The sequence below is a fragment of the Nonomuraea sp. NPDC049709 genome (genome assembly GCF_040674815.1).
GTDB lineage: Bacteria > Actinomycetota > Actinomycetes > Streptosporangiales > Streptosporangiaceae > Nonomuraea.
The window spans coordinates 29516-55143 of the sequence record NZ_JBFANM010000004.1; the positions used below are offsets into that span (position 1 = coordinate 29516).

Here is a 25628-nt window from a genome sequence, read left to right on the forward strand (position 1 = left end):
AGTTACCGGTCGGCGTGCTCCGGGAAGGCGTTGATGGTGACGCGGTGCATGCGCCGGCGCTCGGTGTAGTCGGCCACCGCGTAGTGCTGCGTCGGCCGGTTGTCCCAGAAGGCCAGGGTGCCGGGCCGCCAGCGCAGGCGGAGCTGGAACTCCGGGGAGCGGATGTGGTCGATCAGGTACGGCAGCAGCGCCTCGTTCTCCCGGTCGCTCAGCCCGACGAGGCGGGTGGTGGAGGCCCGGTTGACGAAGAGCGCCTTGCGGCCGGTCTCGGCGTGCACGCGTACCACCGGGCGCTCGATCGGCGGCCACTTGGCCTGGATCTCCGCCAGGTCGAACGGGTGCCCCTTCGAGATCGCCTTCGTCATCGACATGGTGATGTCGTGCACGGCGGTCAGCTCGTCGCACAGGCGCTGGATCGGCGGCGAGAGCGTCTCGTACGCCAGGTACGTGTTCGCCCAGCAGGTGTCCCCGCCCACGCTCGGGAGCTGCACGCAGCGCAGCAGCGAGCCCATCGGCGGGGTCGGCTCGAAGGTGTTGTCGCTGTGCCACTCGTCGCCGCCCTCACCCTTGGGCGAGGTCTGGTCGAGCACGTGGATGGGGCTGGTGGCGTCCTTCTTGAAGGCGGGGTGGTTCAGCGTGCCGAAGTTCAGGGCGAACTGCAGGTGCTGCTCGTCGTCGATGGGCTGGTCGCGGAAGAAGAGGACGAGGTGCTCGAGCCACCCCGCCCGCAGGGTCGCGACCTCCTCCTGCGACAGCGGCTTGCGCAGATCGACCCCGGTGACCTCGGCGCCGATGTGCTTGGTCACGGGATGGAACTCGATCATGACGCCTCCGTATCCAGGTGGGAACCCTCGACCCGAACGTACGACCCAAGCAATTGCTTGGTCAAGGCCGTTCCACCGGATCGAACATGTCTGCGATAAGTGGCGGACATCGAGTAGCATCGGGGCTCTGGAGCCCGCAGGAGGCGAGACGTGATCAACGCCATCGATACGCCACAGGAGACGCGGCTCGTGTCATCATCTCCAGGGGCGCCCGGGTTACGTCGACGCCTCGCACGCCGATCTGACGCTTCTCCAGCGGGCTGACGGCTACGGTTTAAGCACAAGAGCAGAAGGAGGATGCGCTTCCCCTCGGCGCGACGGCCGAGGCAGCCGCGCAGCACAAGATGGCCCGACGCACGACTGCACCCCCACCTGACGACTTCGAGGAGCGGATCGTCGATATCGACGTCTCCTCCGAGATGCGCGCGAGCTACCTCGAGTACGCATACTCAGTGATCTACCAGCGGGCGCTGCCCGACGCTCGTGACGGTCTCAAGCCGGTGCAGCGGCGCATCCTCTACTCGATGAGCGAGATGGGCCTGCGCCCCGAGCGGGGGCACGTCAAGTCCTCCCGCGTCGTCGGCGACGTCATGGGCAAGCTGCACCCCCACGGTGACAGCGCCATCTACGACGCCCTGGTGCGCCTGGCGCAGCCGTTCTCGATGCGCCTGCCGCTGGTCGACGGGCACGGCAACTTCGGCTCGCCCGACGACCTGCCGGCCGCCATGCGTTACACCGAGGCCAGGCTGGCCCCGGCGGCGATGTTGATGGTGGAGTCGCTCGACGAGGACACCGTCAACTTCAAGCCCAACTACGACGGCCAGGAGACCGAGCCCACGGTCATGCCGTCGGCGTTCCCCAACCTGCTGGTCAACGGCACCAGCGGCATCGCGGTCGGCATGGCCACCAACATGGCCCCGCACAACCTCACCGAGGTCGTGGCCGCCGCCCGGCACCTGATCAAGAAGCCGGACGCGACGCTCGACGAGCTGATGAGGTTCGTGCCGGGTCCCGACCTGCCGACGGGCGGCACGATCATCGGGCTGCAGGGCGTGCGCGACGCCTACGAGACCGGGCGTGGCACGTTCCGCATGCGGGCCAAGTGCACGGTCGAGCAGATCACGCCGCGCCGCAAGGGCATCATCGTCACCGAGCTGCCCTACAACGTGGGCCCCGAACGCGTGGTCACCAAGATCAAGGAGCTGGTGACCAGCAAGAAGCTCCAGGGCATCGCCGACCTCAAAGACCTCACCGACCGGCACAAGGGCCTGCGGCTGGTCATCGAGATCAAGAACGGCTTCATCCCCGAGGCGGTCCTCGAGGAGCTCTACCGGCTGACGCCGATGGAGGAGTCGTTCGGCATCAACAACGTCGCCCTGGTCGACGGCGAGCCGCGCACCCTCGGCCTGCGCGAGATGCTCCAGGTCTACGTCGACCACCGGATCGAGGTCGTGCGCCGCCGGTCGGAGTTCCGGCGCCGCAAGCGCGAGGAGCGCCTGCACCTCGTCGACGGCCTGATCATCGCGTTGCTCAACATCGACGAGGTCATCCAGGTCATCCGCTCCTCCGACGACTCGGCGCAGGCGCGGACGCGGTTGATGGACGTGTTCAGCCTGACCGACATCCAGGCCGCCTACATCCTCGAGACGCCGCTGCGCCGCCTGACCCGATACGACAAGCTCGAGCTCGATCGGGAGAAGGAGACGCTCACCGACGAGATCGCCAAGCTGACGGAGATCCTGTCCTCGGAGACGAAGCTGCGGGGGGTGGTCTCGGGCGAGCTGGCCGACGTGGCGAAGAAATACGGCACGCCGCGCCGCACGGTCCTGCTGGAGGCGCCCGGCGTCACCCGCACCCCGGTCGTGTCGCTGCAGGTGGCCGACGACCCGTGCCTGGCCATGCTGTCCTCGACCGGCCTGCTGGCGCGCACCTCCGACGCCACGCCGCTGGCCGGCGAGGGCGAGCGTGCGGCGCACGACGTGCTGGTCAGCGTCGTACGCACGTCCGTACGCGGGGAGGTCGGCGTGGTCACGTCGCTGGGCCGGCTGATCCGCGTCCAGGTCGTCGACCTGCCGACGCTGCCGCCCTCGGCCAACCCGCCGTCGCTGTCGGGCGGGCACCCGGTGGCCGAATACGTGTCGCTGCAACCCGACGAGAAGGTGGTCGGCCTCGGCTCCCTCGATCCCGATGGCCCCGGGCTGGCCCTCGGCACGGCGCAGGGCGTGGTCAAACGGGTGGTGCCCGACTATCCGGCCAACCGCGACGACTTCGAAGTGATCACGTTGAAGGACGGCGACAGCGTGGTGGGCGCCGTCGAGCTGGTGTCCGAGTCCCACGACCTGGTGTTCATCTCCTCCGACGCCCAGATGTTGCGCTACCAGGCCGCGCTGGTGCGGCCGCAGGGCCGCCCGGCCGGCGGCATGGCCGGCATCCGGCTCGACGACGGGGCCAAGGTGATCTGGTTCGGCGTGGTCGATCCCGCGCTGCCCTCGGTGGTCGTCACCGTCGCGGGCTCCTCCACGGCGCTGCCCGGCACGCAGGTGGGCGGCGGCAAGGTGTCCGACTATGCCGAGTTCCCCGCCAAGGGGCGGGCCACGGGCGGGGTGCGGGCCCAGCGCTTCCTCAAGGGCGAGGACGAGCTGCTGCTGGCCTGGGCCGGCCCGGCGCCCGCCAAGGCGGTCTCGGCGGTGGGCAAGCCGGTGCCGCTGCCGGAGGAGGTGGGCCGCCGCGACGGGTCGGGCGTGCGCCTGACGCACACCATCGGCGCGGTCGGCGGCGCCCTGGCCTCAGGGCCCGAGGCCCTGCCGAGCGGGCCCTCGGAGCAGCCGCCGGCGGACGAATAGCCGGGCGCCGGGGCCGGTGGTTCACATCGGCCCCGCCGATCCTGTTATGAAACGCGGGCCACGGCCGATCTCATCAGGGAGAGCGCTCTCTCCCTGATGGAGGTACCGTGTTCCGAGCCAGACGCCCGTTATGGGTGGCCCTCACCCTCCTCGCCTCACTCATCGTGGCCCCGCCCGCCCTGGCGGCCGCCGAACCGCTCACGATCACCGACTTCGAGTCGGACGGCGTGCCCGCCGGTGTGTACGCCTGGGGCAACGACGCGGCCTCGACCCCCACGCTCACGATCGAGCCCGGCGCGGACCGGCCCGGCGCGTCCGCGACGAACCGGGTGCTCAAGTCCGTCTACACCATCAGCCAGTGGGGCGGCTGGTCCCATGACCTGCCGGCCACGCAGGACTGGTCCCCGTACGAGGGCTTCTCCTTCTGGGTGAACGGCACCGGCTCGGGACAGCGGATCTTCTTCGAGCTCAAGGACGGCGGCGGCGGGCCGGGCAACGCGGAGCTGTTCGAGTCGTCGTTCACCGACGACGCGGCGGGCTGGCGCAAGGTCGAGGTGCCGTTCGCGAGCTTCACCCGCCGCACCGACTACCAGCCCGGCGGCGCGCCGACCGACGGCGAGCTGGACCTGGTCGCCGTGTGGGGCTACTCGATGCGCCTGCCCACCACGTCGGGCACGCTGACGTGGGACGAGGTCCAGCTGTACGGGACCGCGCCCCCGCGACCGGTGCGCCTGTCCGCCGACGCGCCGGTCTACCCGGTGAACGAGAAGGGTGAGGTGCGGGTCGGCGTCACGATCACGACCGCCGGCGACGCCCCGCTCGCGGCCGACCTGGCCGTGGACTACCGGACCGGTACGGGCACCGCGACCCCCGGCGCCGACTACACCGCCGCCCAGGGCACGCTGACGTTCCCGGCCGGCACGGCTTCGGGCTCGCAGAAGACGTTCACGGTCAGGACGCTGCGCGACGGGCAGGACGAGTTGGCCGAGACCATCCCGATCGAGCTGTCGGGCACGGGCACCAGGCCGCCGGCCGAGGCGCCGGTCATCGTGATCAACGCCCACGGCCTGCCGTACCTGAACGCCCGCAAGCCCGTCAGGGAGCGCGTCGCCGACCTGCTGGGCAGGATGACGCTGGACGAGAAGATCGGGCAGATGACGCAGGCCGAGCGCGGGGCGCTGGCCAAGCAGAGCGACATCGCCACGTACCGGCTCGGCTCGCTGCTGTCCGGCGGCGGCTCGACACCCGCGCAGAACACGCCGCGGGCGTGGGCCGACATGATCGACGGCTTCCAGCTCCAGGCCCGGCAGACGCGCCTGCAGGTGCCGCTGATCTACGGTGTGGACGCGGTGCACGGCCACAACAACGTGGTCGGTGCGACGATCTTCCCGCACAACGTCGGGCTGGGCGCCGCCCGCGACCCGGCGCTGGTCGAGCAGGCGGGCAAGATCACCGCCAGGGAGGTCAAGGCCACCGGCATCCCGTGGAACTTCGCGCCGTGCCTGTGCGTGTCGCGCGACGACCGCTGGGGGCGGGCGTACGAGTCGTTCGGCGAGGACCCGGCGCTGGTGTCCAGGATGGCCACGGTCATCGACGGGCTGCAGGACAACGGGGTGCTGGCCACCGCCAAGCACTACGTCGGCGACGGCGGCACCGCGTACGGCTCCTCGACGACCGGCGACTACACGATCGACCAGGGCGTCACCCGGACGAGCCGCGAGGAGCTGGCGGCGATCCACCTGGCGCCGTTCGAGGAGGCGGTCGGGCGCGGCGTCGCCACCGTGATGCCGTCGTTCTCCAGCGTGGACTTCGGCGACGGGCCGCTGAAGATGCACGCCCACGACGAGCTGATCAACGGGACGCTGAAGGGACGGCTCGGGTTCAAGGGGTTCGTGATCAGCGACTGGCAGGCCATCGACCAGATCCCCGGCGACTACCCGGCCGACGTGCGCACGTCGGTCAACGCCGGGCTCGACATGATCATGGTGCCGTACGCGTACCCGCAGTTCACCGGCACGCTCAAGGCCGAGGTCGAGGCCGGGCGGGTGCCGGTGTCGCGGGTGGACGACGCGGTGGCCAGGATCCTGACCCAGAAGTTCCGGCTGGGGCTGTTCGAGCGCCCGTACGCCGACCGCTCCCGCATCGGCGACGTCGGCTCGGCGCCGCACCGCGCGGTCGCCCGCACCGCCGCGGCCAGGTCGCAGGTGCTGCTGAAGAACGACGGCGGCCTGCTGCCGCTGCGCGGCGACGCCAAGGTGTACGTGGCCGGCTCCAACGCCGACGACATCGGCAACCAGTCCGGCGGCTGGACGATCACCTGGCAGGGCTCCTCCGGGCCGATCACGCCCGGCACCACCATCCTGCAGGCCGTCCGCTCCCGCGCCGCCTCCGTGACCTACTCCCGCGACGCCTCCGCCGACCTGGCCGGGCACGACGTGGGTGTCGTGGTGGTGGGCGAGACGCCGTACGCCGAGGGGCAGGGCGACGTGGGCCGCGCCGGGCGCACACTGGACCTGTCGGCGGCCGACCGGGCGGCGGTCGACAAGGTGTGCGGGGCCATGAAGTGCGCCGTCCTGGTGGTCTCCGGGCGGCCGATGCTGCTGGGCGACCTGTCGGGTGTCGAGGCCGTGGTGGCGTCCTGGCTGCCGGGCACCGAGGGCGACGGGGTGGCCGACCCGCTGTTCGGGGCGGTGCCGTACACCGGGCGGCTGCCGTTCACCTGGTTCCGGTCGGTCGAGCAGTTGCCGATCAACGTGGGCGACGCCTCGTACGATCCGCTGTTCCCGTACGGGTGGGGCCTGCGCACCGATCCCGCCCGCGACCGGCTCAAGGCCGCGCGGGACGAGCTGGCCCGCGGTGACGGCGCGTCCAAGGCCGCCGCCGCGGCGCTGACCCTCGCCCTGTCCGGCCGTCTCTGGAACGCCGACGGCTCCATCCGCGACCCGCGGGCGGTCCTGGGGGCGCTGGGAGCGGCCGCAGCGCTGCTCGAACGCTCGAAGAGCGACTCGTACGCCGTCGGCGACGCCGTCGTCTCGGTGGCCAGGGACGTGGCGCAGAAGGCCGGCAAGCGAGCCGACCTGCAGGCGTCGGCCGACCACGAGCTCGCGGCGGGCAACCCGAAGAAGGCGGTGGACCTGCTGGCCCAGGCGAGCCGCTGACCGTCGGGAGGGCCTGCCCGCCGCCGGGCCTGCCCTCCCGACCATCACGAGAAACGGCCCTCGCTTGGGGCCGGACCATCACGAAGGGCCGGCCCCGCTCGGGGGCCGGCCCCTCCTCCCGGGCCGGGAGCAGTCCCCATCGCCCGGCCCGGTCGCCGCGTCAGTCGTGGCGGGCTTTCAGACCCGGCAGAGGCAGAACGTGTGCCCCGCCGGGTCGAGGAACACCCGGAAGCTGTCATCCTCGCTTGGCTGGTGGTGGTGCTTGGTCGCGCCGATCTTGATCGCCTGCTGCTCGGCCTCGTCGAGGTCGGGGACTCGCAGGTCGAGGTGGAACTGCTGCGGCCGGTCGGGGCTCGGCCACACGGGCGGCTGGTAGTCGGGCGCGAGCTGGAAGGCCAGCCTCTTGGGCGGGCCGCCGTCGCTGACGACCACCCACTCGTCCTCGACCGACGTGACCGGCCAGCCCAGCAGGTTGGAGTAGAACTCGGCCAGTCCCTTGGGATCAGGGCAATCCAGCACGACGCTCCTGAACTCGGCGATGCCGCCCATCGATCTCCACCCTTCTCAGACGACAATGGATGCCATGGCTGCCAACTCGTTCATGGTTCCGCTCGGCACTCCCGCACCCGCCTTCGACCTGACCGCCATCGACGGCGGCAGCGTTTCGCTCGAAGACCTGAAGGACTCTCCCGCCACCCTCGTGGCCTTCCTCTCGAACCACTGCCCGTACGTGCGGCACATCGAATCCGGTCTCGGCGCCCTGGCCGGTGACTACGGCGCGAGGTTGTCGATCGTGGCCATCTGCAGCAACGACAGCGTGAACTACCCCGACGACGACCCCACACACCTGGCGGAGCAGGCCCGCCGGGCCGGGTTCACGTTCCCGTACCTGCTGGACGACACCCAGGACGTGGCCAAGGCCTACCGGGCGGCCTGCACGCCCGACTTCTTCCTGTACGACGCCCATTTCCGGCTCGTCTACCGGGGCGAGTTCGACGGCGCCCGGCCGGGCAACTCCGTACCGGTGACCGGCGAGTCGCTACGAGCCGCCATCGACGCCCTGCTCGACGGGGAGCCGGTGGCCGAGGAGCAGAATCCGTCACTCGGGTGCGGCATCAAGTGGAAGCCGGGGAACGAACCCACCTGAACCGACGACGACGTGGGCGTGGCGCCCGCCCAGCACGACATCCATTGAGGCCGCCACCTTCGCCCCTCGACGCCTTGGAGACGGGAAGCCGGCTGATCGACCTCAGCCGGCCGCTGGGCACCGCACTCCACCCCTCACCCACCGGCGAGCACAGCACTCCACGGCGCCTCCCCGCCGGTGGGCGGCGGGGGCGGCCGCGCCTCACACACTGGCGAGCGTTGAAGGTGGCGGCGCCTCACCACCAGCGGACCGCCACCTCCCCACCGGCGGGCGCAGCGCTCCACGGCCCCCCATCCCCACCAGTGGGCCCGGGGGCTTCCACGAGCGTCCACGAGCGCATGACAGCGCTGTGCCGATGGCGGCAGGCAGCGCTGTGCCGGTCGCCACCCACCTCCCGGCACCCGCCCGAATGTGCGAGTGGACGACGCCCATCCGGACGCGTGGGCCAACGCCGGCCCGGAAGGGCGGGCGCCCGCTTCGGCGGCGTCCGCCCCTCAGGTCGACGCGGCGATCGCCGCCGGCAGGGCCAGCAGCAGTTCGTGCGGTTCCCCGCCCTCCCAGTGCCGGATCAGCTTGGTGCCCGCCTCTCCCGGATCGAAGCCCTCGCACCCCAGCGGACCGAAGCAACCCGCCTGATCCAGCATCAGGATGAGCGGGTCGTCCTCGGGGAGGCCGGCCGCGTAGGCGGCGGTGTCGAGGAGCGCCAGGGCGCATTTGGCGTTGCGGCCGTCGTCCCTGGACTCCACGCGGTCGAGGCGGCGCCAGGCTTGAGCACGGAGATACGCGGCAAGCGATTCTGACCTACTCACGACTAACCTTCTTTGATCACGTACATACGGCTACGACATCATCACTCAAGGTGACGTCGTTTCGTGGGAGGTTTGCCAAGTCCGGGCATTCGCCACCCCGCCGTCAACAGCTTTGAGGCGTGCGGGATTATTTGTGGCATGAGTGCGTTCGACGACCTGTATGCCGCCAACGCGAAGTTTGCCAAGAGGTTCGGGAGCTCTGGACTGACCGGCCGCGCAGCCCGTGGGCTGGCTGTCGTGACCTGCATGGATTCGCGTATCGACCCGCTGGGGCTGCTCGGGCTGAAGCCCGGCGACGCCAAGATCCTGCGCAACGCCGGTGCCCGGGTGACGGACGACGTCCTGCGTACCCTGGTGCTGGCCGTTTACGTGCTCGGGGTGGAGCGGGTGCTCGTCATGCCGCACACCGACTGCGGGATGTCCAAGGTGTCGGACTCGGACGTACACGCTTTGACCCAGGAGCGGGGAGTGGACACCCGCAGCCTGGAGTTCCACACGGTCCCCGACCAGAACGAGGCTCTGCGGCACGACCTCACGCGCATCCGCAGCACCCCGTTCCTACCGGAGGGCATGCCGGTGGCCGGCGCCATCTACGACGTCCACACAGGCCGCCTGACCCCCATCCACGCCTGACGGAACGTGGGCGAAGCACTCACAACGCCGCTCCGCCCACCCCTGCGCCGCGACATGACCCCTCAGCCCCACTCCGGCGCTCTCCCGGCAACGGTGTCCACCCCTGGCCACGGGCCAACTCGTGGCCGGCTGACCCAGCTCCGGACCATGGGACCCGCTGCCGGCCAGGAGACGCCACACTCACGTCCTGCCACAGCGCCCCTCGCGGGTACTTCCTGCCCCACACGCCCCCACACGCCCGCGTAGGCGCCCCCCAGAGGCCCCACAGCGCCTCACAAGCGTGCCACCGGCGCCCCCAGGGCCACGGAGTCCAGGAAGCCAAGCCAACCCATCCTGAGCCCTTGGAGGCGAACCCGGCCCGAACCCTTGAAGGGCGGCTTCGGCCAGGTCATCTCCCCTCGCACCCCTTGCTGGACTCAACAGGCGCCCGGCCTGTCCCGGAGACGTACGTGCGCCCAAGACGGCATCGCTGCCCGGCCCGCTCAAGGCCGCGTCACTCCCCGACCGCGAGCACACGCATGCGTACGCGCCACTGGGATTCCCGGACACGCCCGGGGACACCCATGCCACACCCAGCGGAGGGACGTCGGCAACCTCACCTAGGCGTCGATGTGGTCGCGATCCACTTCGGCCGCGCTGTTGACGATGAACTCCCGCCGCGGCGCGACCTCACTGCCCATCAGCAGGTTGAAGATGCCATCGGCACCCTCGGCGTCCTCGATCCGGACCCGGCGCAGGATGCGGTGACGCGGGTCCATCGTCGTCTCGGCGAGCTGGTCGGCGTCCATCTCACCCAGACCCTTGTAGCGCTGCACCGGGTCCTTCCACCGCTTGCCGCGCCGTTCCAGGTCGCGCAGCACCCTCTGCAGCTCGGCGTCGGAGTAGCAGTAGATGTACTTCTCCTTGCCCCGCCCCGGGTTGGTCAGCTCGATGCGGTGCAGCGGCGGCACGGCGGCGAACACCCGGCCGGCCTCCACCATCGGCCGCATGTAGCGGTGGAACAGGGTCAGGAGCAGGCAGCGGATGTGGGCGCCGTCCACGTCGGCGTCGGCCATGAGGATGACCTTGCCGTAGCGGGCGGCCTCGATGTCGAACGAACGCCCCGACCCGGCCCCGACCACCTGGATGATGGCGGCGCACTCGGCGTTCTTGAGCATGTCGCTCACGGACGCCTTCTGGACGTTGAGGATCTTGCCCCGGATCGGCAGCAACGCCTGGAACTCCGAGTCGCGGGCCAGCTTGGCCGTGCCCAGCGCCGAGTCTCCCTCGACGATGAACAGCTCGCTGCGATCGACCGCGTCGCTGCGGCAGTCGACCAGCTTGGCGGGAAGCGCGGAGTTCTCCAGCGCGCTCTTGCGGCGCTGGTTGTCACGGTGCTCGCGGGCCGCGATGCGCGCCTTCGCGGCGGCGACGATCTTCTCCAGCACGGCCCGGAGCTGCTGCTTGTAGCCGCGCGGCGGGTTGGTGAACAGCTCCTTGAGCTCGCGCGAGACCACGTGGGAGACGATGCGGGTGGCCGCGGAGGTGCCGAGCACCTCCTTGGTCTGCCCCTCGAACTGCGGCTCCGGCACCCTGACCGTCACCACGCCGGTGAGCCCCTCGGAGATGTCGTCCTTGGTGACCGGGTCGTCGCCGTTCTTCAGCAGGCGGGTCTCACGCAGCAGCTCGTTGATCGTGCGTACGAGGCCGCGCTCGAACCCGGTCAGGTGGGTGCCGCCCTTGGGCGTGGAGATCACGTTGACGAACGAGCGCACGGTGGACTCGTAGCCCTTGCCCCAGCGGACCGCCACGTCCACGGTCAGCTCGCGCTGCACCTCGGTGGGCGTCATGTGGCCCTGGTCGTCGAGCACCGGCACGGTCTCGTGGAAGTGGCCCACGCCCTGCAGGCGCAGCACCTCGCAGACGGCCTCGTCACGGGCCAGGAACTCGGTGAACTCGGAGATGCCGCCGTCGAAGCGGAACTCCTCCTCGACGCGCTCCTCGTGCCTGCTGTCGAAGACGGCCAGGGTCAGGCCGGGCACCAGGAACGCGGTCTGCCGCAGGCGCACGTGGATCTCGTCGAGCGAGACCTCCGCGTCGGGCAGGAAGATCTGCTTGTCGGCCCAGAAGCGCACGCGGGTGCCGGTGACGTTCTTGGGGAGCTTGGCACCGAGGCGCAGGCCGGACTTCTTCTTGAACTTGGCCGTGGGCCCTTCACCGTCGAAGACGCCCGGGACGCCGCGGCGGAAACTGATCTCGTGTACGAGGCCGTCGCGATCGACCTCCACGTCCACCCGCGCGGACAGGGCGTTGACCACGGAGGCGCCGACGCCGTGCAGGCCGCCGGAGGCACCGTAGGAGCCGCCGCCGAACTTGCCGCCCGCGTGCAGCTTGGTGTAGACGAGCTCGACACCGGCCAGGCCGCTCTTGGGCTCGACGTCGACAGGGATGCCCCGGCCGTTGTCGCGGACCTCGATCGAGCCGTCGGCGTAGAGCTCGACCTCGATCCGGTCGCAGTGCCCCGCCAGCGCCTCGTCCACGCCGTTGTCCACGATCTCCCAGAGGCAGTGCATCAGCCCGCGACTGTCGGTGGACCCGATATACATGCCCGGGCGCTTGCGAACGGCCTCGAGGCCCTCAAGCACCGACAGGTGACGAGCTGTGTAACCCGCCTCCACTAGCGTCACTCCAGCTCCCCTGGTCTAGGCATCGAACACGTGTGCGTAGCCTACCGTTCTTCCCTTGCGCACGCGTACAAGCTTGCCATGGCGGCACGTTTGCCGTTACCAACCGGCTGATCGTCATTACTTTGGGACACATTCTGCTCTGGGCGTAGCGAGGGGGCGGTTGGGAACGTCCACGTCCGGTTAGATGTTGTTCCAAGTGACTGACGCCAGATCCTCGCTTCGGCGGGGGTGACCCGAAAGGCGATACGTGACTGGAGCTCTCGCCCCCGTTAAGCCGCTGACGGCCCTCGACCGCTGCGACCGCTGCGGTGCCCAGGCCTACATTCGCGCAACCCTGCCTGTGGGTGGGGAGTTGCTGTTCTGCGCTCACCATGGGCGTCAGCACGTCGCAGCGTTGCGTGAAAAGGGCGCCGACATCCTGGACGAGTCGGCTCGACTCAGCGAAACCCCTTCAATTGCCCCCAACGACGAGCGCTGACGGCGCTGGTCGTGTGAGATAACCACATATTGCGTGACCAGAACGGCGACCCCGGCACCGTCCGGGGTCGCCGTTCTGCATAAATCCACCCCCTGACGCCGCCCCGACCGGCCGGAATGCCGCCCCCAGCCGACGCTCCGCCGCGCGGGGTGCCGGTTGTTTCGGGCCTATGGGGTGTGGGTGGGCGAGGGGTTCCGTCGGCGCGGATGGCGCCTTGGACGCCTGCTGTCAGGCAGCGCACCGACTCCCGGCGCGGTGCCGGTGGTGCGGGTGCCGACGGATGCGAGAGGCCCTGCCGGTCGGGCTGGTAAAGCGGCACGGACCAGGGCCAATAAGGTAGTGAGCTGTGTTGATCCTGTTGCCGCCGTCCGAGGGCAAGGCGCCAGAAGGCAACGGGCCGCCCGTCGGCGAGTTGTCCTTCCCCGCCCTCGACAAAGCCCGCAAACGCGTCCTGAACGGGCTCGTCCGCGCCTCCAAGCGCCGCGACGCCCTCGACGTACTCGGCCTGACCCCGGGGCTGGCGGGCGAGCTGGCCAAGAACACGGAGCTGAAGACCGCCCCCACGCTCCCCGCCGCCGAGCTCTACACCGGCGTGCTCTACGACAACCTCGGGCTGGCCACCCTGGACGAGGAGTCCCGGAGGCGGGCGGAGGAGAGATTGGTGATTTTCTCCGGACTTTGGGGTGTGGTCAAAATCACAGACCGAATTCCGCCGTACCGCCTGTCGATGGGCGTCAACATGCCGGCGCTCGGCGGGCTGGCCGCTTTCTGGCGTCCGCTCGTCACCAAGGAGCTGGAACGGGTTCCGGGGCTCGTGGTGGATCTCCGGTCGAGCACCTACGCGGGCGCCTGGCAGCCGGGCGAGCGATCGGTGACGGTGCGGGTGTTCCGGGACGGCAAGGTCGTCAGCCACATGGCCAAGGCGACCCGGGGTGAGATCGCCCGGGCGCTGCTGCGGCAGGACGCGGAGCCGGCCGGTCCGGACGAACTGGCCAAGACCCTCGACGCCCTGGGCTACACGGTCGACCTCGCCGAACCCACCCGCCCCCGCCGCCCCTGGACCCTGGACGTCCACGTCACGGACTAGCTTCTGTTCCGCACGCGGCACCGCCGTGCCCGTCCTTCCCACCGAACTTCGGTGGAGGTTTCGGGAGAGGAGCGGCGAGTGCTCCACAGCCGTATGGTGGCCGACCTGCGACGGAACGCCACGTGGAGAACGGCGCCCAGGCACGGACGACTGCCGAACGCCGCTGTGGACCTGCGGCTGGAGCGCTGCAGGCATCGCCGTGCCGGGGCACCGTCTGGCCGGGCGCTGGTGGCTGCTGCCGAGAAGCGCGCCCGGGTCCGACGTTAGCCCGGCGGGCGAAGAGCCGACTCCGACGCGTGCACGCAGACGCGGTAGCGGGGACCGGAACCCGGGGGCTCAGGAACCCAGGGGCGCGGAAGCGGAAGCGAAAGCGGAAGCGAAAGCGGAAGCGAAAGCGGAAGCGAAAGCGGAAGCCAGGGCGGAGCGAAAGCCAGGGCGGAGCGAAAGCCAGCGCGGAAGCGGAAGCGGAAGGCCAGCGCGGAAAAGGCGCGCGCCCCGCCGGGAGAATCCCCCGGCGGGGCGCGCGTTCCGTATGGATCAGCCCGAGCGACCCGTCACATCCCTCAGTCCAGGTAGTCCCGCAGCACCTGGGACCGGGACGGGTGACGCAGCTTGGACATGGTCTTCGACTCGATCTGGCGGATGCGCTCACGGGTCACCCCGTAAACCTTGCCGATCTCGTCCAGCGTCTTCGGCTGACCGTCCGTGAGGCCGAATCGCATCGACACGACGCCCGCCTCTCGCTCCGACAACGTGTCGAGAACGGAGTGCAGCTGCTCCTGCAGCAGCGTGAAGCTGACGGCGTCGGCCGGGACGATGGCCTCGGAGTCCTCGATGAGGTCACCGAACTCGCTGTCTCCCTCCTCACCCAGCGGGGTGTGGAGCGAGATGGGCTCGCGCCCGTACTTCTGGACCTCGACGACCTTCTCGGGCGTCATGTCCAGCTCACGGGCGAGCTCTTCCGGCGTGGGCTCGCGGCCGAGGTCCTGCAGCATCTGCCGCTGGACGCGGGCCAGCTTGTTGATCACTTCGACCATGTGGACCGGGATGCGGATGGTCCGCGCCTGGTCGGCCATGGCACGCGTGATCGCCTGCCGGATCCACCACGTGGCGTAGGTGGAGAACTTGTAGCCCTTGGTGTAGTCGAACTTCTCGACGGCCCTGATCAGACCCAGGTTGCCTTCCTGGATCAGGTCGAGGAACAGCATGCCGCGCCCGGTGTAGCGCTTGGCCAGCGAGACCACGAGCCGGAGGTTGGCCTCCAGCAGGTGGTTCTTGGCGCGGCGGCCGTCTTCGGCGATCCACTCCAGCTCGGCCTTGACGTCGACGGGCAGCCCGTCGGTCTCGCCGCCGCCCAGCTGCTCCTCGGCGAACAGACCCGCCTCGATGCGCTTGGCCAGCTCGACCTCCTGCTCGGCGTTGAGCAGGGGGACCTTGCCGATCTGCTTGAGGTAGTCCTTGACCGGGTCGGCGGTGGCACCGGCGGCGGCGACCTGCGCGACCGGGGCGTCATCGTCGTCGTCGGAGAGGATGAGGACCTCGTCCTCGCTCTTCTCCGGCACGACGACCTCGGCGGCCTTGGGCTCCTCTTCGGAGTCGGATTCGGAGTCGTCGTCACCCTCGGAGTCGGTGTCGGCCTCGGCGACGATCTCGTCGTCGTCGACGACGATGTCCTCGAGGTCCTCCAGCTCCACGTCGCCGTCGAGCTCGATGTCCTCGTCGTCGTCCGAGTCGGCCCGCGGGGCCTCGGGCGCCTTCGGCTTGGTCTCGGCAGGCCCAGCGTTCTTCTGCTCGGCCTTCTTGGCGGCGGCGGGAGCCGCGGCCTTCTTCGCCGCCGGAGCGGCCTTCTTGGCAGGGGCCGCCTTCTTGGCGGCCGGCTCGGCTTCAGCGGTGCCCACGACCGCGGTCACGGTCTCGGGCTGCTGCTCTTTGGCGGCCGCCGCCGTCTTGGTCTTGACGGGGGCGGCGGTGCGGCGCTTTGCTGGACCACGAGACTTCTTCGGCGCAGCCGAATCCGCGGCGGTCACCACCACGGTCACGCCCTCTTTGCTGAGGTTCCGCAAGAACGCGGCGGCGTGCGACATGGGGATGTCCGCCTCCTCGAAGGCCTGACGGACATCCTCAGACTCGAGGAAACCCTGCGAGCGCCCACGCTCGAGCAGTCGCTGAATGACGGGCTCGTTCAGCTCTTGTGGCTTCGAGCGAGTCGAACTTGCAGGCGACACGAACACCTCTCGAACGAACGCGTGGCGACAATGGACCCAGATGCCCGCTGGGGGGCTGTTGCCTCTCTCGGAGATCGGTGAGGCCGTGCGGACCGCGACGGACCTGCACAGCATTGTGGCACGACCCCGCACTCCATACGGCCACCTCCCGGCGGTTGACCTCCACCCTAGGCCGACCAAGACAGTAGTGCGTACGTAAGCGGGGCACTGATACCCGAAAGCAACCGTTATGACTGTTTCATTCAGTCACTCTTCGTGGCTGGTGGGACGTGAATTGCGAGCGCGGTAACGTCATCATCTTGTTCATATCCAGACAACATCCGGTCAACCAGGAAGTCCAGCAGCATGTGTGGACTACTCACCACCTCAGGTGGCGCTTCGGTCACAACACTGCAAATCTCTGCGAGTCCGGCATCCAGCCCGCGCTTCCTGTTCTCCACGAGACCGTCGGAGTAGAGCACGGCGGTATGGCCGGGCGGCACCACGAACCGGAACTGCCTTCGGCTGGTCGGCCAGCCTAGCGGAGTGCCGGGCTCGGCGTCGCACAGGATCGCCGTGCCCTGCGGCGAGACGAGGACGGGTGGCGGGTGACCGGCCAGGGCCAGAGTGCCCTCACCGGTGACCGGCTCGACGACCATGTAGGCCAGGGTCGTGACCTGCTCCTCTTCCTCGGTGGCCTCGAAGACCCGGTCGAGGCCGGTGAGGACGGCCGCGGGCGGCGGGTTGGTCAGCGCCAGCGCCCGCATGGCGTTGCGGATGCGGCCCATGCCCGCCGCGGCCTTGACGCCCTTGCCCATGACGTCGCCGACGACGGCCGCGACCCGCCCGTCCTGCAGGACGAACGCGTCGTACCAGTCGCCGCCGACCTGCACGTGGCGGCTGCCCGAGCGGAAGCGCTGGGCCAGCACCAGGCCCTTGACCACCGGCAGGCGATCGGGCAGCAGGCTGCGCTGCAGCGTCTCGGCGGTGCGGTGCTCGCGCTCGAAGAGCGTGGCCCGCTCGACCGCCAGCGCGCACTGACCGGCCAGCGCCTCCAGGAAGACGCCGTCCTCCTGGGAGATCTTCTGCGGCCGGGTGAAGGAGAATCGGAGCGCTCCCAAGGCGCGTCCCGCGGCGAGCAGCGGCAGGCCCACCCAGGCCCGCTCGTCGCCGTGGGCGAGGAACCCGGCCAGGACCTCCTCGTCGCCGCCCGCCTCGAGCAGCTGCGCCTTCAGCGACTCCGGGGACTCGGCGAAGACGGGCCGGCGGCTGTTGACCGCCATGGTCATCACGTTGGAGTGGGACAGCGGGATCTCATCGCCCGTGGCGCCCGAGGCCTCCAGGATGCCCTCACCGTTGATCAGCTTGAGCGCGGCGCGGTCGGTGTCGAGCAGCGCGACCGCCGAGCGGTCGGCGGCCAATGCCGTACGGCCCACGTCGATGATGACCTGCACCACCTGCTCGACCGTCAGCGCCTCGGCCAGCATGGCGGTGGCGCCCTGGAGCCGGGCGGTGCGCAGGGCGGCGGCGCCGAGCTGGTCGGTCAGCCTGCCGCGCATCTCCTCGGCCTCGCGCTGCGGGGTCACGTCGGTGTTGGCGCCGACCCACTCGACCACCCTGCCGTGGCGGATGATCGGCACGGCCCGCACCTCGAAGTGGCGGTAACCGCTGGCCCGGGTGCGCACCCGGTAGTTCCACTCGAACATGGTGCGCCCGCGCAGCGCCTCGCGCCACGCCTCCTCGGTCTGCTGGCGCTCCTCGGGGTGCACGACCTCCAGCCAGCCGCTGGCGAGGTATTCCTCCAGGCCCTGGCCGGTGATGGCGCGCCACTGCGGGGCGTCCTCGACCACCGCGCCGGTGGGCGAGGTGATCCAGACGAGCTGGGACTGCGCCTCGACCAGCGAGCGGTAGCGCTCCTCGCTGCGGCGCAGCGCCTCCTCTGTCTGGCGGCTCTCGGTCACGTCGAGCCCGACCAGCGCGACCGCGTGCAGCTCGCCGCCCTCGTCGTGGACCGGCGAGAACGACAGCGACCAGTGCCGGGTGTCGCCCTCGGCGGAGCGCACGCGCACGCGGCCCTCGGTGACCGGCGCGTCGCTCTCGATGACGGCCTGCACCGCGTGGGTGATGATCTGGCTGAGGTCGGCGGCGAGCACCTCGACGGGCTGCTTGCCGGCCATGCGCTCCGCAGGCACGTTGACGACATCGCTGAACACGTCGTTGACCCGCTGGATGCGGCTGTCGCCGTCGAAGAACGCGAAGGCGAACTCGGCCTCCGACAGCATGCCCTTGAAGAGGGCGGAGTCTGAGATGTCCACATCCGACTCCCGGGGACGGGGAACGGAGGTCTCGGCGCTCATGGTCCGCACCTCCGTCGCGTGCCAGGGTCTCCCACGCGGCACATCTCCATAACTGTGTATCGGCGTAGCGCAGCTCCGGGCGACCGGATCCTGCAGTACATCATCGACGATGGGCATGTACGGACGGAAGCCCCCGCCGCGGCCCGGTCGCCTCTAGGGTCTACGCATCCTGTCAAAGTCGCTCCACATTGCGCAGCAAGATCAGGTTACAGCGCCGGATTACCGCGCCCGGTTACGGGCCCGACGACGGGGACCGGTCCCGGCCACGGCACCTGACTATTGGGCCTTGGCCGCCCGCTTGGCCTCCTGCTTGGCGGACCGTACGCGGGCCAGGCTGTCGGCGTCGACCACGTCGGCGACCGACCTGTTCGACCCCTCCTCGCCGTAGAGTCCGGCAGCCTCACGCCAGCCTGATGGCTGGACCCCCATCTGCTTCCCCAGCAATGCCAAAAAAATCTGGGCCTTCTGCTTGCCGTATCCCGGGAGGGCCATGAGTCGTTTCAACAACTCTTGACCGTCCGCGGCGTCGGCCCAGATCCGCTCCGGCTGACCGTCGTAGTGCTCGACGAGATAGGCCGCGAGCTGCTGGACCCGGGCGGCCATAGACTTGGGGTAGCGGTGCACGGCCGGCTTGTCCGCCAGCAGCGCGGTGAACGCCTCCGGATCGTAGGAGGCGATCTCCTCGGCGGTGAGATCGTGCCCGAGCCGCTGGGAGATGGTGTAGGGCCCCGTGAACGCCCACTCCATGGGGATCTGCTGGTCGAGCAGCATGCCGACGAGCAGGGCGAGCGGGCTGCGGCCGAGGAGCTCGTCTGCCTCGCTCCGCTGGGCGAGCTGGATGCGCATGGAGACAGCTTCGCACGAATGGGCGGCCGGTGAAGTGAACACAGTCGCCGCGGAGCCTTGACAGTCGCCCGAGAAAAGGTGAAATGAGAGCGCAAGTCGCCCTGCAGACATTCCTGGGGGTTTGCCCCCGGGTCTCCAGAGGAATCTCACATCTATGCTCGCTCTGGCCACACGGTTCCTGCGGGAGCCGGTCAGTCTCAGGCTGGCCGAAGAGTTCCTGACCGTACCCGTGGACACGATCGACCGCTGCGTAGCCGATGTGTGTGCGTGCGCACAGCATCTGGGCATCTCGGCGACGCCCGAGATCGTGGAACGGATCGCTCGCGAGCACCTGCTCGCGATCGTGAATTCCGCACCTCCTCCCCGTGGCGTCCGCTAGGGCGTCCGCGGGACGAAGGGCGGGCGGCGCGGGAAGCGCCCGGATCGGCGTGCCCGCCGAAAACGCCTTCCCCGGATAACATCGGGGTCACCGGGCCGAGTTCTACGCACCGTTTGCGCCTGGAATACGAGAGAGTGAGGGCGTGCGCCGACACCGACGAGATCCCCGGGAGAGCACCCCGCCAGACGACGTGTTCAAGGAGATGGTGCAGGCGGCTCGCGAGCTGCTGGCCGTACGCACTCCCCTCGACGCGGAGCTGATGGTCTCCGACATGATCGGTGCCTGGTGGGGCAGGCGGGTCAGGGGCGGCGACGTCGAGCAGGTGCTCGGGGAGGGGCTGGTCGACTACGCCGCCAAGGCCGGCACTCCGGCCTCGCTGACCCTGCTGATCTGCCTGGCCTATCTGGGCACCGCCCGCCAGGGCGCCAAGGCCGAGGGCGCGGCGCTGGCGATGATGGAGTCGGGGGTGGCCCGGCCGGGCTGGGCCGACCGGGTGGGCGCGGTGAAGCCGGCCGGCTGCTACGTCTCCCGCGACGCCTACGGCGACCAGGACACGGTGATCTGCACCTTCGCCTACCGCTGGAACGAGAGCGAGCTCCCGGTCGAACGGCACGCGCTGGTCATGGTCGTCGACTACAACATGAGCGGCATGGCGCGCGACGCCTGGGTGTCCTCCCAGGTCGACAAGCTGCTGGAGTCGGCCAGGGCCGAGGCGGCGGGCAATCCGCTGCTGCTGTTCGAGGAGATCCAGCCCGAGCAGGCCAGGGCGCTGCTGGAGTCGGCGATGAAGGCGACCAGGGAGCCGAAGACGCCGCCGCCGGTGAGCGACAGCTACAGCGCCTACCACGCCTTCGCCCGCGCCCGGCTCAAGGCGCTGCCGCCCGGGCGCAAGCGGCCGGCGCCGCTGCACATCGAGGCCCCGTACAGCAGGGAGCGGCGTGCCATGCTGGCGGCGGAGTTCCTGGCCTCCGACGCGGCCGAGCACCTGTCCGACCCGTCGGCGGCCTCGCGCTGCGCCGACCACATCATCGACTACGGGTGCGAGCAGGACTTCAACCGGCCGCTGCGGGTGAGCCCGACCAAGTGCGAGACGTTCCTGCTCGACTGGCTGCCGCGCAAGGTGATGCTGAGCGTGGCCGAGCAGGAGGCGATGCCGCACGTGATGTCGGCGTGGGTGCGCTTCGCCGCCCGCCGCACGGGGCTGCCCGAGCAGGGGCTCAAGGCCACGCTCGACGCGGTGTGGGGGGCCATCGGGAAGTTCCCCGAGGCGTACCGGGACCCGACGTCGTTCGGGCTCGACCGGCCGCTGCTGGAGCGGCTGCTGCCGGACGGCGACCTGTCGGCGCTGGCCAGGCGGGCCTTCGCGTTCCCCTATCTGCAGGGCACGCACAACGGGATCGACCTCGACCGGCTCGACCCGGCCGACCAGGCGGACCGGCGTACGTTACTCGAGATCGACCACGGCGGCGTGATCGACCAGGAGCACCTGGCCTGGCACGAGGAGATCGCCACCCGGCTGTGGGACGGCGACCCGCCGCAGCTCTGGGAGGCCGCGCAGCGCCTGCTCGACCTCGGGCACGACCGCCACGACGTGCTCCACGTGCTGATCGAGATCGCCGAGCGGATCGGGGGCGACCCCGAGGAGCTGGCGGCGGCCCTCGACGACATCGCCGACATCCCGGACGAGATCTGAGCCACTAGAATAACGTTCTATGGCGATGTACAGCCGGCTCGGCCAGGGCCGCTACCTGGCGTCCGAGCACACGCAGGGGCCGTGGGATCCCCGCACCCAGCACATGGGCCCCGTCACCGCCCTGATCGCGCACGAGCTGGCGCAGACCGCACCGCGGCCGGGGCTGGAGCTGTCCAGGCTGGTGGTGGACGTGTTCGCGCCGGTGCCGGTGGCCGAGCTGGCGGTCGCGACGGACGTGACCCGCGACGGCAAGCGCGTGCAGTGCCTGTCGGCGAGCGTGTCGTCGGGCGGCCGCGAATACGTCAGGGCGAGCGCCTGGCGCGTCCGCACGGCCGGCACGCCGCCCACGCCGGTCGCCGGGCCGCCCGCGCCGGTCCCGCCGCGCTCCGAGGAGCAGGCACGCTCGTGGCTGGGCTCCGGCTTCGGGTACGGCAGGGCGCTCGACTGGCGTTTCGTCGCCGGCGGCCCCATGGAGATCGGCCCCGCCACGGTCTGGGGCAGGCTCACGATGCCGCTGGTCGAGGGCGAGGAGATGACCCCGGTGGAGCGGGTGGCGGTGTTCGCCGACAGCGGCAACGGCGTCAGCTTCGCCCTCGACTTCGACACCCACGTGTTCGTGAACGTGGATCTGACGATCTCGCTGTTCCGCGCCCCGGTGGGCGAGTGGGTCTGCATGGACGCCGCCACGGTCATCGGCCCGGCCGGCCGCGGCCTGACCCGGTCCACGTTGTACGACGAGTCCGGCGAGATCGGCACGGCCACACAGACGCTGTTCGTCGCGCCGAGGTAGCCGATGCCGCCATGATGGTCCCATGGTGATCGACCTCAACGCGGACCTGGGCGAGGGTTTCGGCATCTGGCGGCTCGGCGACGACCTCGCGCTGCTCGACATCGTCACGAGCGCCAACGTGGCCTGCGGCTTCCACGCCGGCGACCCCGTGACGATCAGGCGCACGTGCGCCGCCGCCGTCGACCGCGGCGTGGCGATCGGGGCGCAGGTGTCCTATCGCGACCTGGCCCACTTCGGGCGCAGGGAGATGGACGTCGAGCCGGAGGAGCTGTGCGCCGAGGTGCTCTACCAGCTCGCCGCGGTCGACGGCATCGCCAGGGCGATGGGCGGCCGGGTGTCCTACGTCAAGCCGCACGGCGCCCTGTACAACCGGATCTGCCGCGACGAGGTCCAGGCGGCGGCGGTGATCGACGCGGTGGCCGACTACGACCCCTCGCTGCCGGTGCTCACGCTGCCCGGCTCGGTCGTGCACAAGGTGGCGGCGGCCGAGGGCGTGCCGACGGTGAGCGAGGCGTTCGCCGACCGCGCGTACACCCCTCAGGGGATGCTCGTCCCGCGGCGCGAGCCCGGCGCGGTCATCCACGACGCCGCCGCCGTGTCCGCCCGTGCCCGCCAGATGGCTGTGGAAGGCTCTGTGACGGCCGCTGACGGGAGTTCCGTACCGATTTCCGCGCGTTCCATCTGCGTCCACGGAGACACGCCTGACGCCGTCCGTCTGGCGCAGGGGGTGCGCGACACGTTGCTGGCGGCCGGAGTGGTCCTGCAGGCGTTCGCGTGATCCGGACGGCCGGGGAGCACGGGCTGCTCGTGGAGACCGGCTCGCTGGAGCTGTCGCACCGGCTGGACGCGGCGCTGCGGGCCGAGCGGCCCGCGGGCGTCGTGGAGATCGTGCCGGGGCCGGAGACGGTGCTGGTGGTGGCCCCGAGGGTGGACCAGGCGCGGTTGCGGGCGCGGCTGGAGGAGGTCGCGGCACGCGAGCGCGGCAGGGCCGGCGCGCGGGCGGCCGGGGGGCGGCCGGTCGTGACGATCCCCGTGATCTACGACGGCGCTGACCTCGATTCCGTGGCGGCGCTGGCGGGGATCTCCGTGGACGAGGTGATCTCCCGGCACTCCGGGCGGGAGCTGGTGGTGGGGTGGCTGGGGTTCGCGCCCGGGTTCGCCTATCTCACCGGGCTGGATCCGGTGCTGGAGACCCCCAGGCTGGACACGCCGCGCACGTCGGTGCCCGCCGGGTCGGTCGCGGTGGCGGGGCCCTATTCGGCGGTGTACCCGACGGCCTCGCCGGGCGGGTGGCGGCTCATCGGGCGCACGTCGGTGCGGGTGTGGGACGTGGCGGGCGATCCGCCCTCGCTGTTCAGTCCGGGCATGCGCGTGCGGTTCGAGCCGGCATGATCGAGGTTCTGGCGCCGGGGCCGTACGCGACCGTCCAGGACCTGGGGCGGCCCGGCCTGGCCCATCTGGGTGTGCCGTGCTCGGGAGCGGCCGACGCGCCGAGCCTGCGGCTGGCCAACCGGCTGGTCGGCAACGCCGAGGGGCTGGCCGGGATCGAGCTGACGTTCGGGATGGCGCGGCTGCGGTTCCTGGACGCGGCGTGGGTGGCGCTGGCGGGCGCGCCGCTGGCGTCGGGGGCGGACATGGGGGTGCCGTTCTGGGTGCCGGCGGGCGGCGAGCTGCGGCTGGGGGCTCCGGTGCGGGGGTTGCGCACCTACCTGGCCGTGCGCGGCGGGATCGCGGTCGAGCCGGTGCTCGGCAGCCGGTCCACCGACTCGCTGTCCGGGCTCGGGCCCGAGCCGCTGCGGGCGGGCACGCTGCTGCCGGTCGGCCCGCCCGAGGGCGTCATCTCCGTCGATCTGGCGCCGATGCCGGGACCGCGGCCGGCCGTGCTGCGCGTGCTGCCGGGGCCGCGCGACGACTGGTTCGTCCCGGAGGCACTGGCCGCGCTGTGCGGGGGGCCGTACACGGTGACGCAGGACAGCAACCGCGTCGGGGTGCGCCTGAGCGGGCCGGAGCTGGCGCGGGCCAAGGAGGGCGAGCTGCCGAGCGAGGGCATGGTCACCGGGGCCGTGCAGGTGCCGCCGAGCGGGCAGCCCATCGTGTTCCTCGCCGACCATCCGCCGACGGGCGGTTATCCGGTGATCGGCGTCGTACGCGGTGCGGACCTGCCGGTCGCCGCCCAGCTCAGGCCGGGCGACGAGGTGCGCTTCAGCACCCGGCCCGGCCGGGCGTGACGGGAGCCCGCACTCCGGCGTTCCCCGGCGGGTCTTTCGCCGTTGACCTGCCGCCCGCAGACTGGACCGTGTGGCGGACTTTGATGTTGTGGTCCTGGGTTCCGGACCAGGTGGTCAGAAGGCCGCGATCGCGGCCGCCAAACTCGGCAGACGCGTCGCGGTGGTCGAGAAACGACACATGCTCGGAGGCGTCTGCATCAACACGGGGACGATCCCGTCGAAGACCCTGCGCGAGGCCGTCCTCTACCTCACCGGCCTCAACCAGCGGGAGCTGTACGGCGCCAGCTACCGCGTCAAGGACGAGATCACGGTCGCCGACCTCGGGATGCGCACCCAGCACGTGATCGGCCGCGAGATCCAGGTGATCCGCAGCCAGCTCGCCCGCAACCACGTCACGGTGTTACAGGGCACCGGCCGGTTCCTCGACCCGCACACCATCGGCATCGTCCACGACGAGGGCAAGACCGAGGAGACCAAGGTCACCGCCGAGAAGATCGTGATCGCCACCGGCACCTCGCCCGCGCGGCCGTCCAGCGTCGAGTTCGACGACCGGACCGTGATCGACTCCGACGCCATCCTGCACCTCGACCGGGTCCCCGAGACGCTGGTCGTGGTGGGTGCCGGGGTGATCGGCATCGAGTACGCCTCCATGTTCGCCGCCCTCGGCACCAAGGTGACGGTGGTGGAGCGGCGCGACCGGATGCTGGAGTTCTGCGACCTGGAGATCGTGGAGGCGCTCAAATACCACCTGCGCGACCTGGCGGTGACCTTCAGGTTCGGCGAGAACGTCGCGGCCGTCGAGCGCCGCCCGCGCGGGGCGCTGACCCTGCTGGAGAGCGGCAAGAAGATCCCCGCCGACTGCGTGATGTACTCGGCCGGGCGCCAGGGCAAGACCACCGAGCTGTGCCTGGAGGCCGCCGGCCTGGCCGCCGACGGGCGGGGGCGGATCTCGGTGGATGCGAACTTCGCCACCGAGGTGCCGCACATCTACGCCGTTGGCGACGTGATCGGCTTTCCCGCGCTGGCGGCCACGTCGATGGAGCAGGGCCGGCTGGCCGCGCAGCACGCCTGCGACGAGCCGGCGGGCGGGATGAACGAGCTGTCGCCCATCGGCATCTACACCATCCCGGAGATCAGCTTCGTCGGGAAGTCCGAGGACGAGCTCACCCGGGACAAGGTGCCGTTCGAGGTGGGCATCTCGCGCTACCGGGAGCTGGCCAGGGGGCAGATCATCGGCGACTCCTACGGGATGCTCAAACTGCTGGTGTCCTCCGAGGACCGGCGACTGCTCGGCGTGCACGTGTTCGGCACGGGGGCGACGGAGCTGGTGCACATCGGGCAGACGGTCATGGGGTGCGGCGGGACGATCGACTACCTGGTCAACGCCGTGTTCAACTATCCGACGCTGGCGGAGTCGTACAAGGTGGCGGCGCTGGACGCGATGAACAAGATGCGGACGATCGCCCGGCTCACCGCTGACATGTGA

At 70.5% G+C, this 25628-nt stretch carries 20 protein-coding genes; 13 read left to right on the forward strand and 7 right to left on the reverse strand.

Going from position 1 to position 25628, the window contains the following annotated elements; genetic code table 11:
* Positions 1-2: 2 nt before the first annotated feature.
* Positions 3-824, reverse strand: a complete 822-nt coding sequence (locus AB0J69_RS05140; RefSeq protein ID WP_364113027.1) for a TauD/TfdA family dioxygenase — start codon at positions 822-824, stop codon at positions 3-5.
* A gap of 344 nt (positions 825-1168) precedes the next feature.
* Between AB0J69_RS05140 and AB0J69_RS05145 the strand changes: the two genes are divergently transcribed.
* Positions 1169-3667: a DNA topoisomerase IV subunit A gene (locus tag AB0J69_RS05145; protein WP_364113029.1), complete on the forward strand. Its 2499-nt coding sequence runs from the start codon at positions 1169-1171 to the stop codon at positions 3665-3667.
* Positions 3668-3774: 107 nt separating this feature from the next.
* Complete coding sequence (locus tag AB0J69_RS05150) at positions 3775-6825, forward strand: glycoside hydrolase family 3 N-terminal domain-containing protein (RefSeq protein WP_364113031.1); 3051 nt, start codon at positions 3775-3777, stop codon at positions 6823-6825.
* Between the two features lie 177 nt (positions 6826-7002).
* On the opposite strand, the gene AB0J69_RS05155 is transcribed toward AB0J69_RS05150, so the two are convergent.
* Entirely contained in the window at positions 7003-7374 is a 372-nt protein-coding gene (locus AB0J69_RS05155; protein WP_364113033.1) for a VOC family protein, read from the reverse strand.
* A 34-nt stretch (positions 7375-7408) separates the two neighbouring features.
* Here AB0J69_RS05155 and AB0J69_RS05160 point away from each other — a divergent pair, with 34 nt between their 5' ends.
* Entirely contained in the window at positions 7409-7972 is a 564-nt protein-coding gene (locus AB0J69_RS05160; protein ID WP_364113035.1) for a thioredoxin family protein, read from the forward strand.
* A gap of 494 nt (positions 7973-8466) precedes the next feature.
* On the opposite strand, the gene AB0J69_RS05165 is transcribed toward AB0J69_RS05160, so the two are convergent.
* On the reverse strand, positions 8467-8781 hold the full coding sequence (locus AB0J69_RS05165) for a hypothetical protein (RefSeq protein ID WP_364113037.1): 315 nt from the start codon (positions 8779-8781) through the stop codon (positions 8467-8469).
* Between the two features lie 138 nt (positions 8782-8919).
* Between AB0J69_RS05165 and AB0J69_RS05170 the strand changes: the two genes are divergently transcribed.
* Complete coding sequence (locus tag AB0J69_RS05170) at positions 8920-9414, forward strand: carbonic anhydrase (RefSeq protein ID WP_364113039.1); 495 nt, start codon at positions 8920-8922, stop codon at positions 9412-9414.
* A 599-nt stretch (positions 9415-10013) separates the two neighbouring features.
* On the opposite strand, the gene AB0J69_RS05175 is transcribed toward AB0J69_RS05170, so the two are convergent.
* Entirely contained in the window at positions 10014-12080 is a 2067-nt protein-coding gene (locus tag AB0J69_RS05175) for a DNA topoisomerase IV subunit B (RefSeq protein WP_364113041.1), read from the reverse strand.
* A 247-nt stretch (positions 12081-12327) separates the two neighbouring features.
* Here AB0J69_RS05175 and AB0J69_RS05180 point away from each other — a divergent pair, with 247 nt between their 5' ends.
* The gene (locus AB0J69_RS05180) at positions 12328-12558 is read left to right on the forward strand and encodes a hypothetical protein (protein WP_349451734.1); all 231 of its coding nucleotides are present in this window, start codon (positions 12328-12330) and stop codon (positions 12556-12558) included.
* A gap of 346 nt (positions 12559-12904) precedes the next feature.
* Positions 12905-13645, forward strand: coding sequence for a peroxide stress protein YaaA (locus AB0J69_RS05185; protein WP_364113043.1), 741 nt, complete (start codon positions 12905-12907; stop codon positions 13643-13645).
* 563 nt (positions 13646-14208) lie between these two features.
* Here AB0J69_RS05185 and AB0J69_RS05190 read toward each other — a convergent pair.
* The 3 genes from AB0J69_RS05190 to AB0J69_RS05200 all read right to left on the reverse strand — a co-directional run bounded on the left by AB0J69_RS05190 (position 14209) and on the right by AB0J69_RS05200 (position 19052).
* A complete protein-coding gene (locus AB0J69_RS05190; protein ID WP_364113405.1) occupies positions 14209-15870 on the reverse strand; it encodes an RNA polymerase sigma factor in 1662 nt (553 codons plus the stop codon).
* A gap of 242 nt (positions 15871-16112) precedes the next feature.
* Entirely contained in the window at positions 16113-18206 is a 2094-nt protein-coding gene (locus AB0J69_RS05195) for a SpoIIE family protein phosphatase (protein ID WP_364113045.1), read from the reverse strand.
* A gap of 276 nt (positions 18207-18482) precedes the next feature.
* On the reverse strand, positions 18483-19052 hold the full coding sequence (locus AB0J69_RS05200) for an HhH-GPD-type base excision DNA repair protein (protein ID WP_364113047.1): 570 nt from the start codon (positions 19050-19052) through the stop codon (positions 18483-18485).
* Between the two features lie 154 nt (positions 19053-19206).
* On the opposite strand from AB0J69_RS05200, the gene AB0J69_RS05205 reads away from it, so the two are divergent.
* From AB0J69_RS05205 to sthA, 7 genes are all read left to right on the forward strand, one after another.
* The gene (locus AB0J69_RS05205; RefSeq protein ID WP_345387711.1) at positions 19207-19431 is read left to right on the forward strand and encodes a hypothetical protein; all 225 of its coding nucleotides are present in this window, start codon (positions 19207-19209) and stop codon (positions 19429-19431) included.
* 202 nt (positions 19432-19633) lie between these two features.
* Positions 19634-21124 (forward strand): hypothetical protein, encoded by a 1491-nt coding sequence (locus tag AB0J69_RS05210; protein ID WP_364113407.1) that lies wholly within the window; start codon positions 19634-19636, stop codon positions 21122-21124.
* Positions 21125-21143: 19 nt separating this feature from the next.
* Positions 21144-21914: a thioesterase family protein gene (locus tag AB0J69_RS05215; protein WP_364113049.1), complete on the forward strand. Its 771-nt coding sequence runs from the start codon at positions 21144-21146 to the stop codon at positions 21912-21914.
* A gap of 22 nt (positions 21915-21936) precedes the next feature.
* Positions 21937-22692 carry a 5-oxoprolinase subunit PxpA gene (locus tag AB0J69_RS05220; RefSeq protein ID WP_364113051.1) on the forward strand — a complete coding sequence of 252 codons (756 nt, stop codon included), beginning with the start codon at positions 21937-21939 and terminating at the stop codon, positions 22690-22692.
* On the forward strand, positions 22689-23306 hold the full coding sequence (locus tag AB0J69_RS05225) for an allophanate hydrolase subunit 1 (RefSeq protein WP_364113053.1): 618 nt from the start codon (positions 22689-22691) through the stop codon (positions 23304-23306). The genes AB0J69_RS05220 and AB0J69_RS05225 overlap by 4 nt, the downstream gene beginning before the upstream one ends.
* The gene (locus AB0J69_RS05230; RefSeq protein ID WP_364113055.1) at positions 23303-24142 is read left to right on the forward strand and encodes a biotin-dependent carboxyltransferase family protein; all 840 of its coding nucleotides are present in this window, start codon (positions 23303-23305) and stop codon (positions 24140-24142) included. Before AB0J69_RS05225 ends, AB0J69_RS05230 begins: the two co-directional genes overlap by 4 nt.
* 70 nt (positions 24143-24212) lie before the next feature.
* Positions 24213-25628 (forward strand): Si-specific NAD(P)(+) transhydrogenase, encoded by a 1416-nt coding sequence (sthA, locus tag AB0J69_RS05235; protein ID WP_364113057.1) that lies wholly within the window; start codon positions 24213-24215, stop codon positions 25626-25628.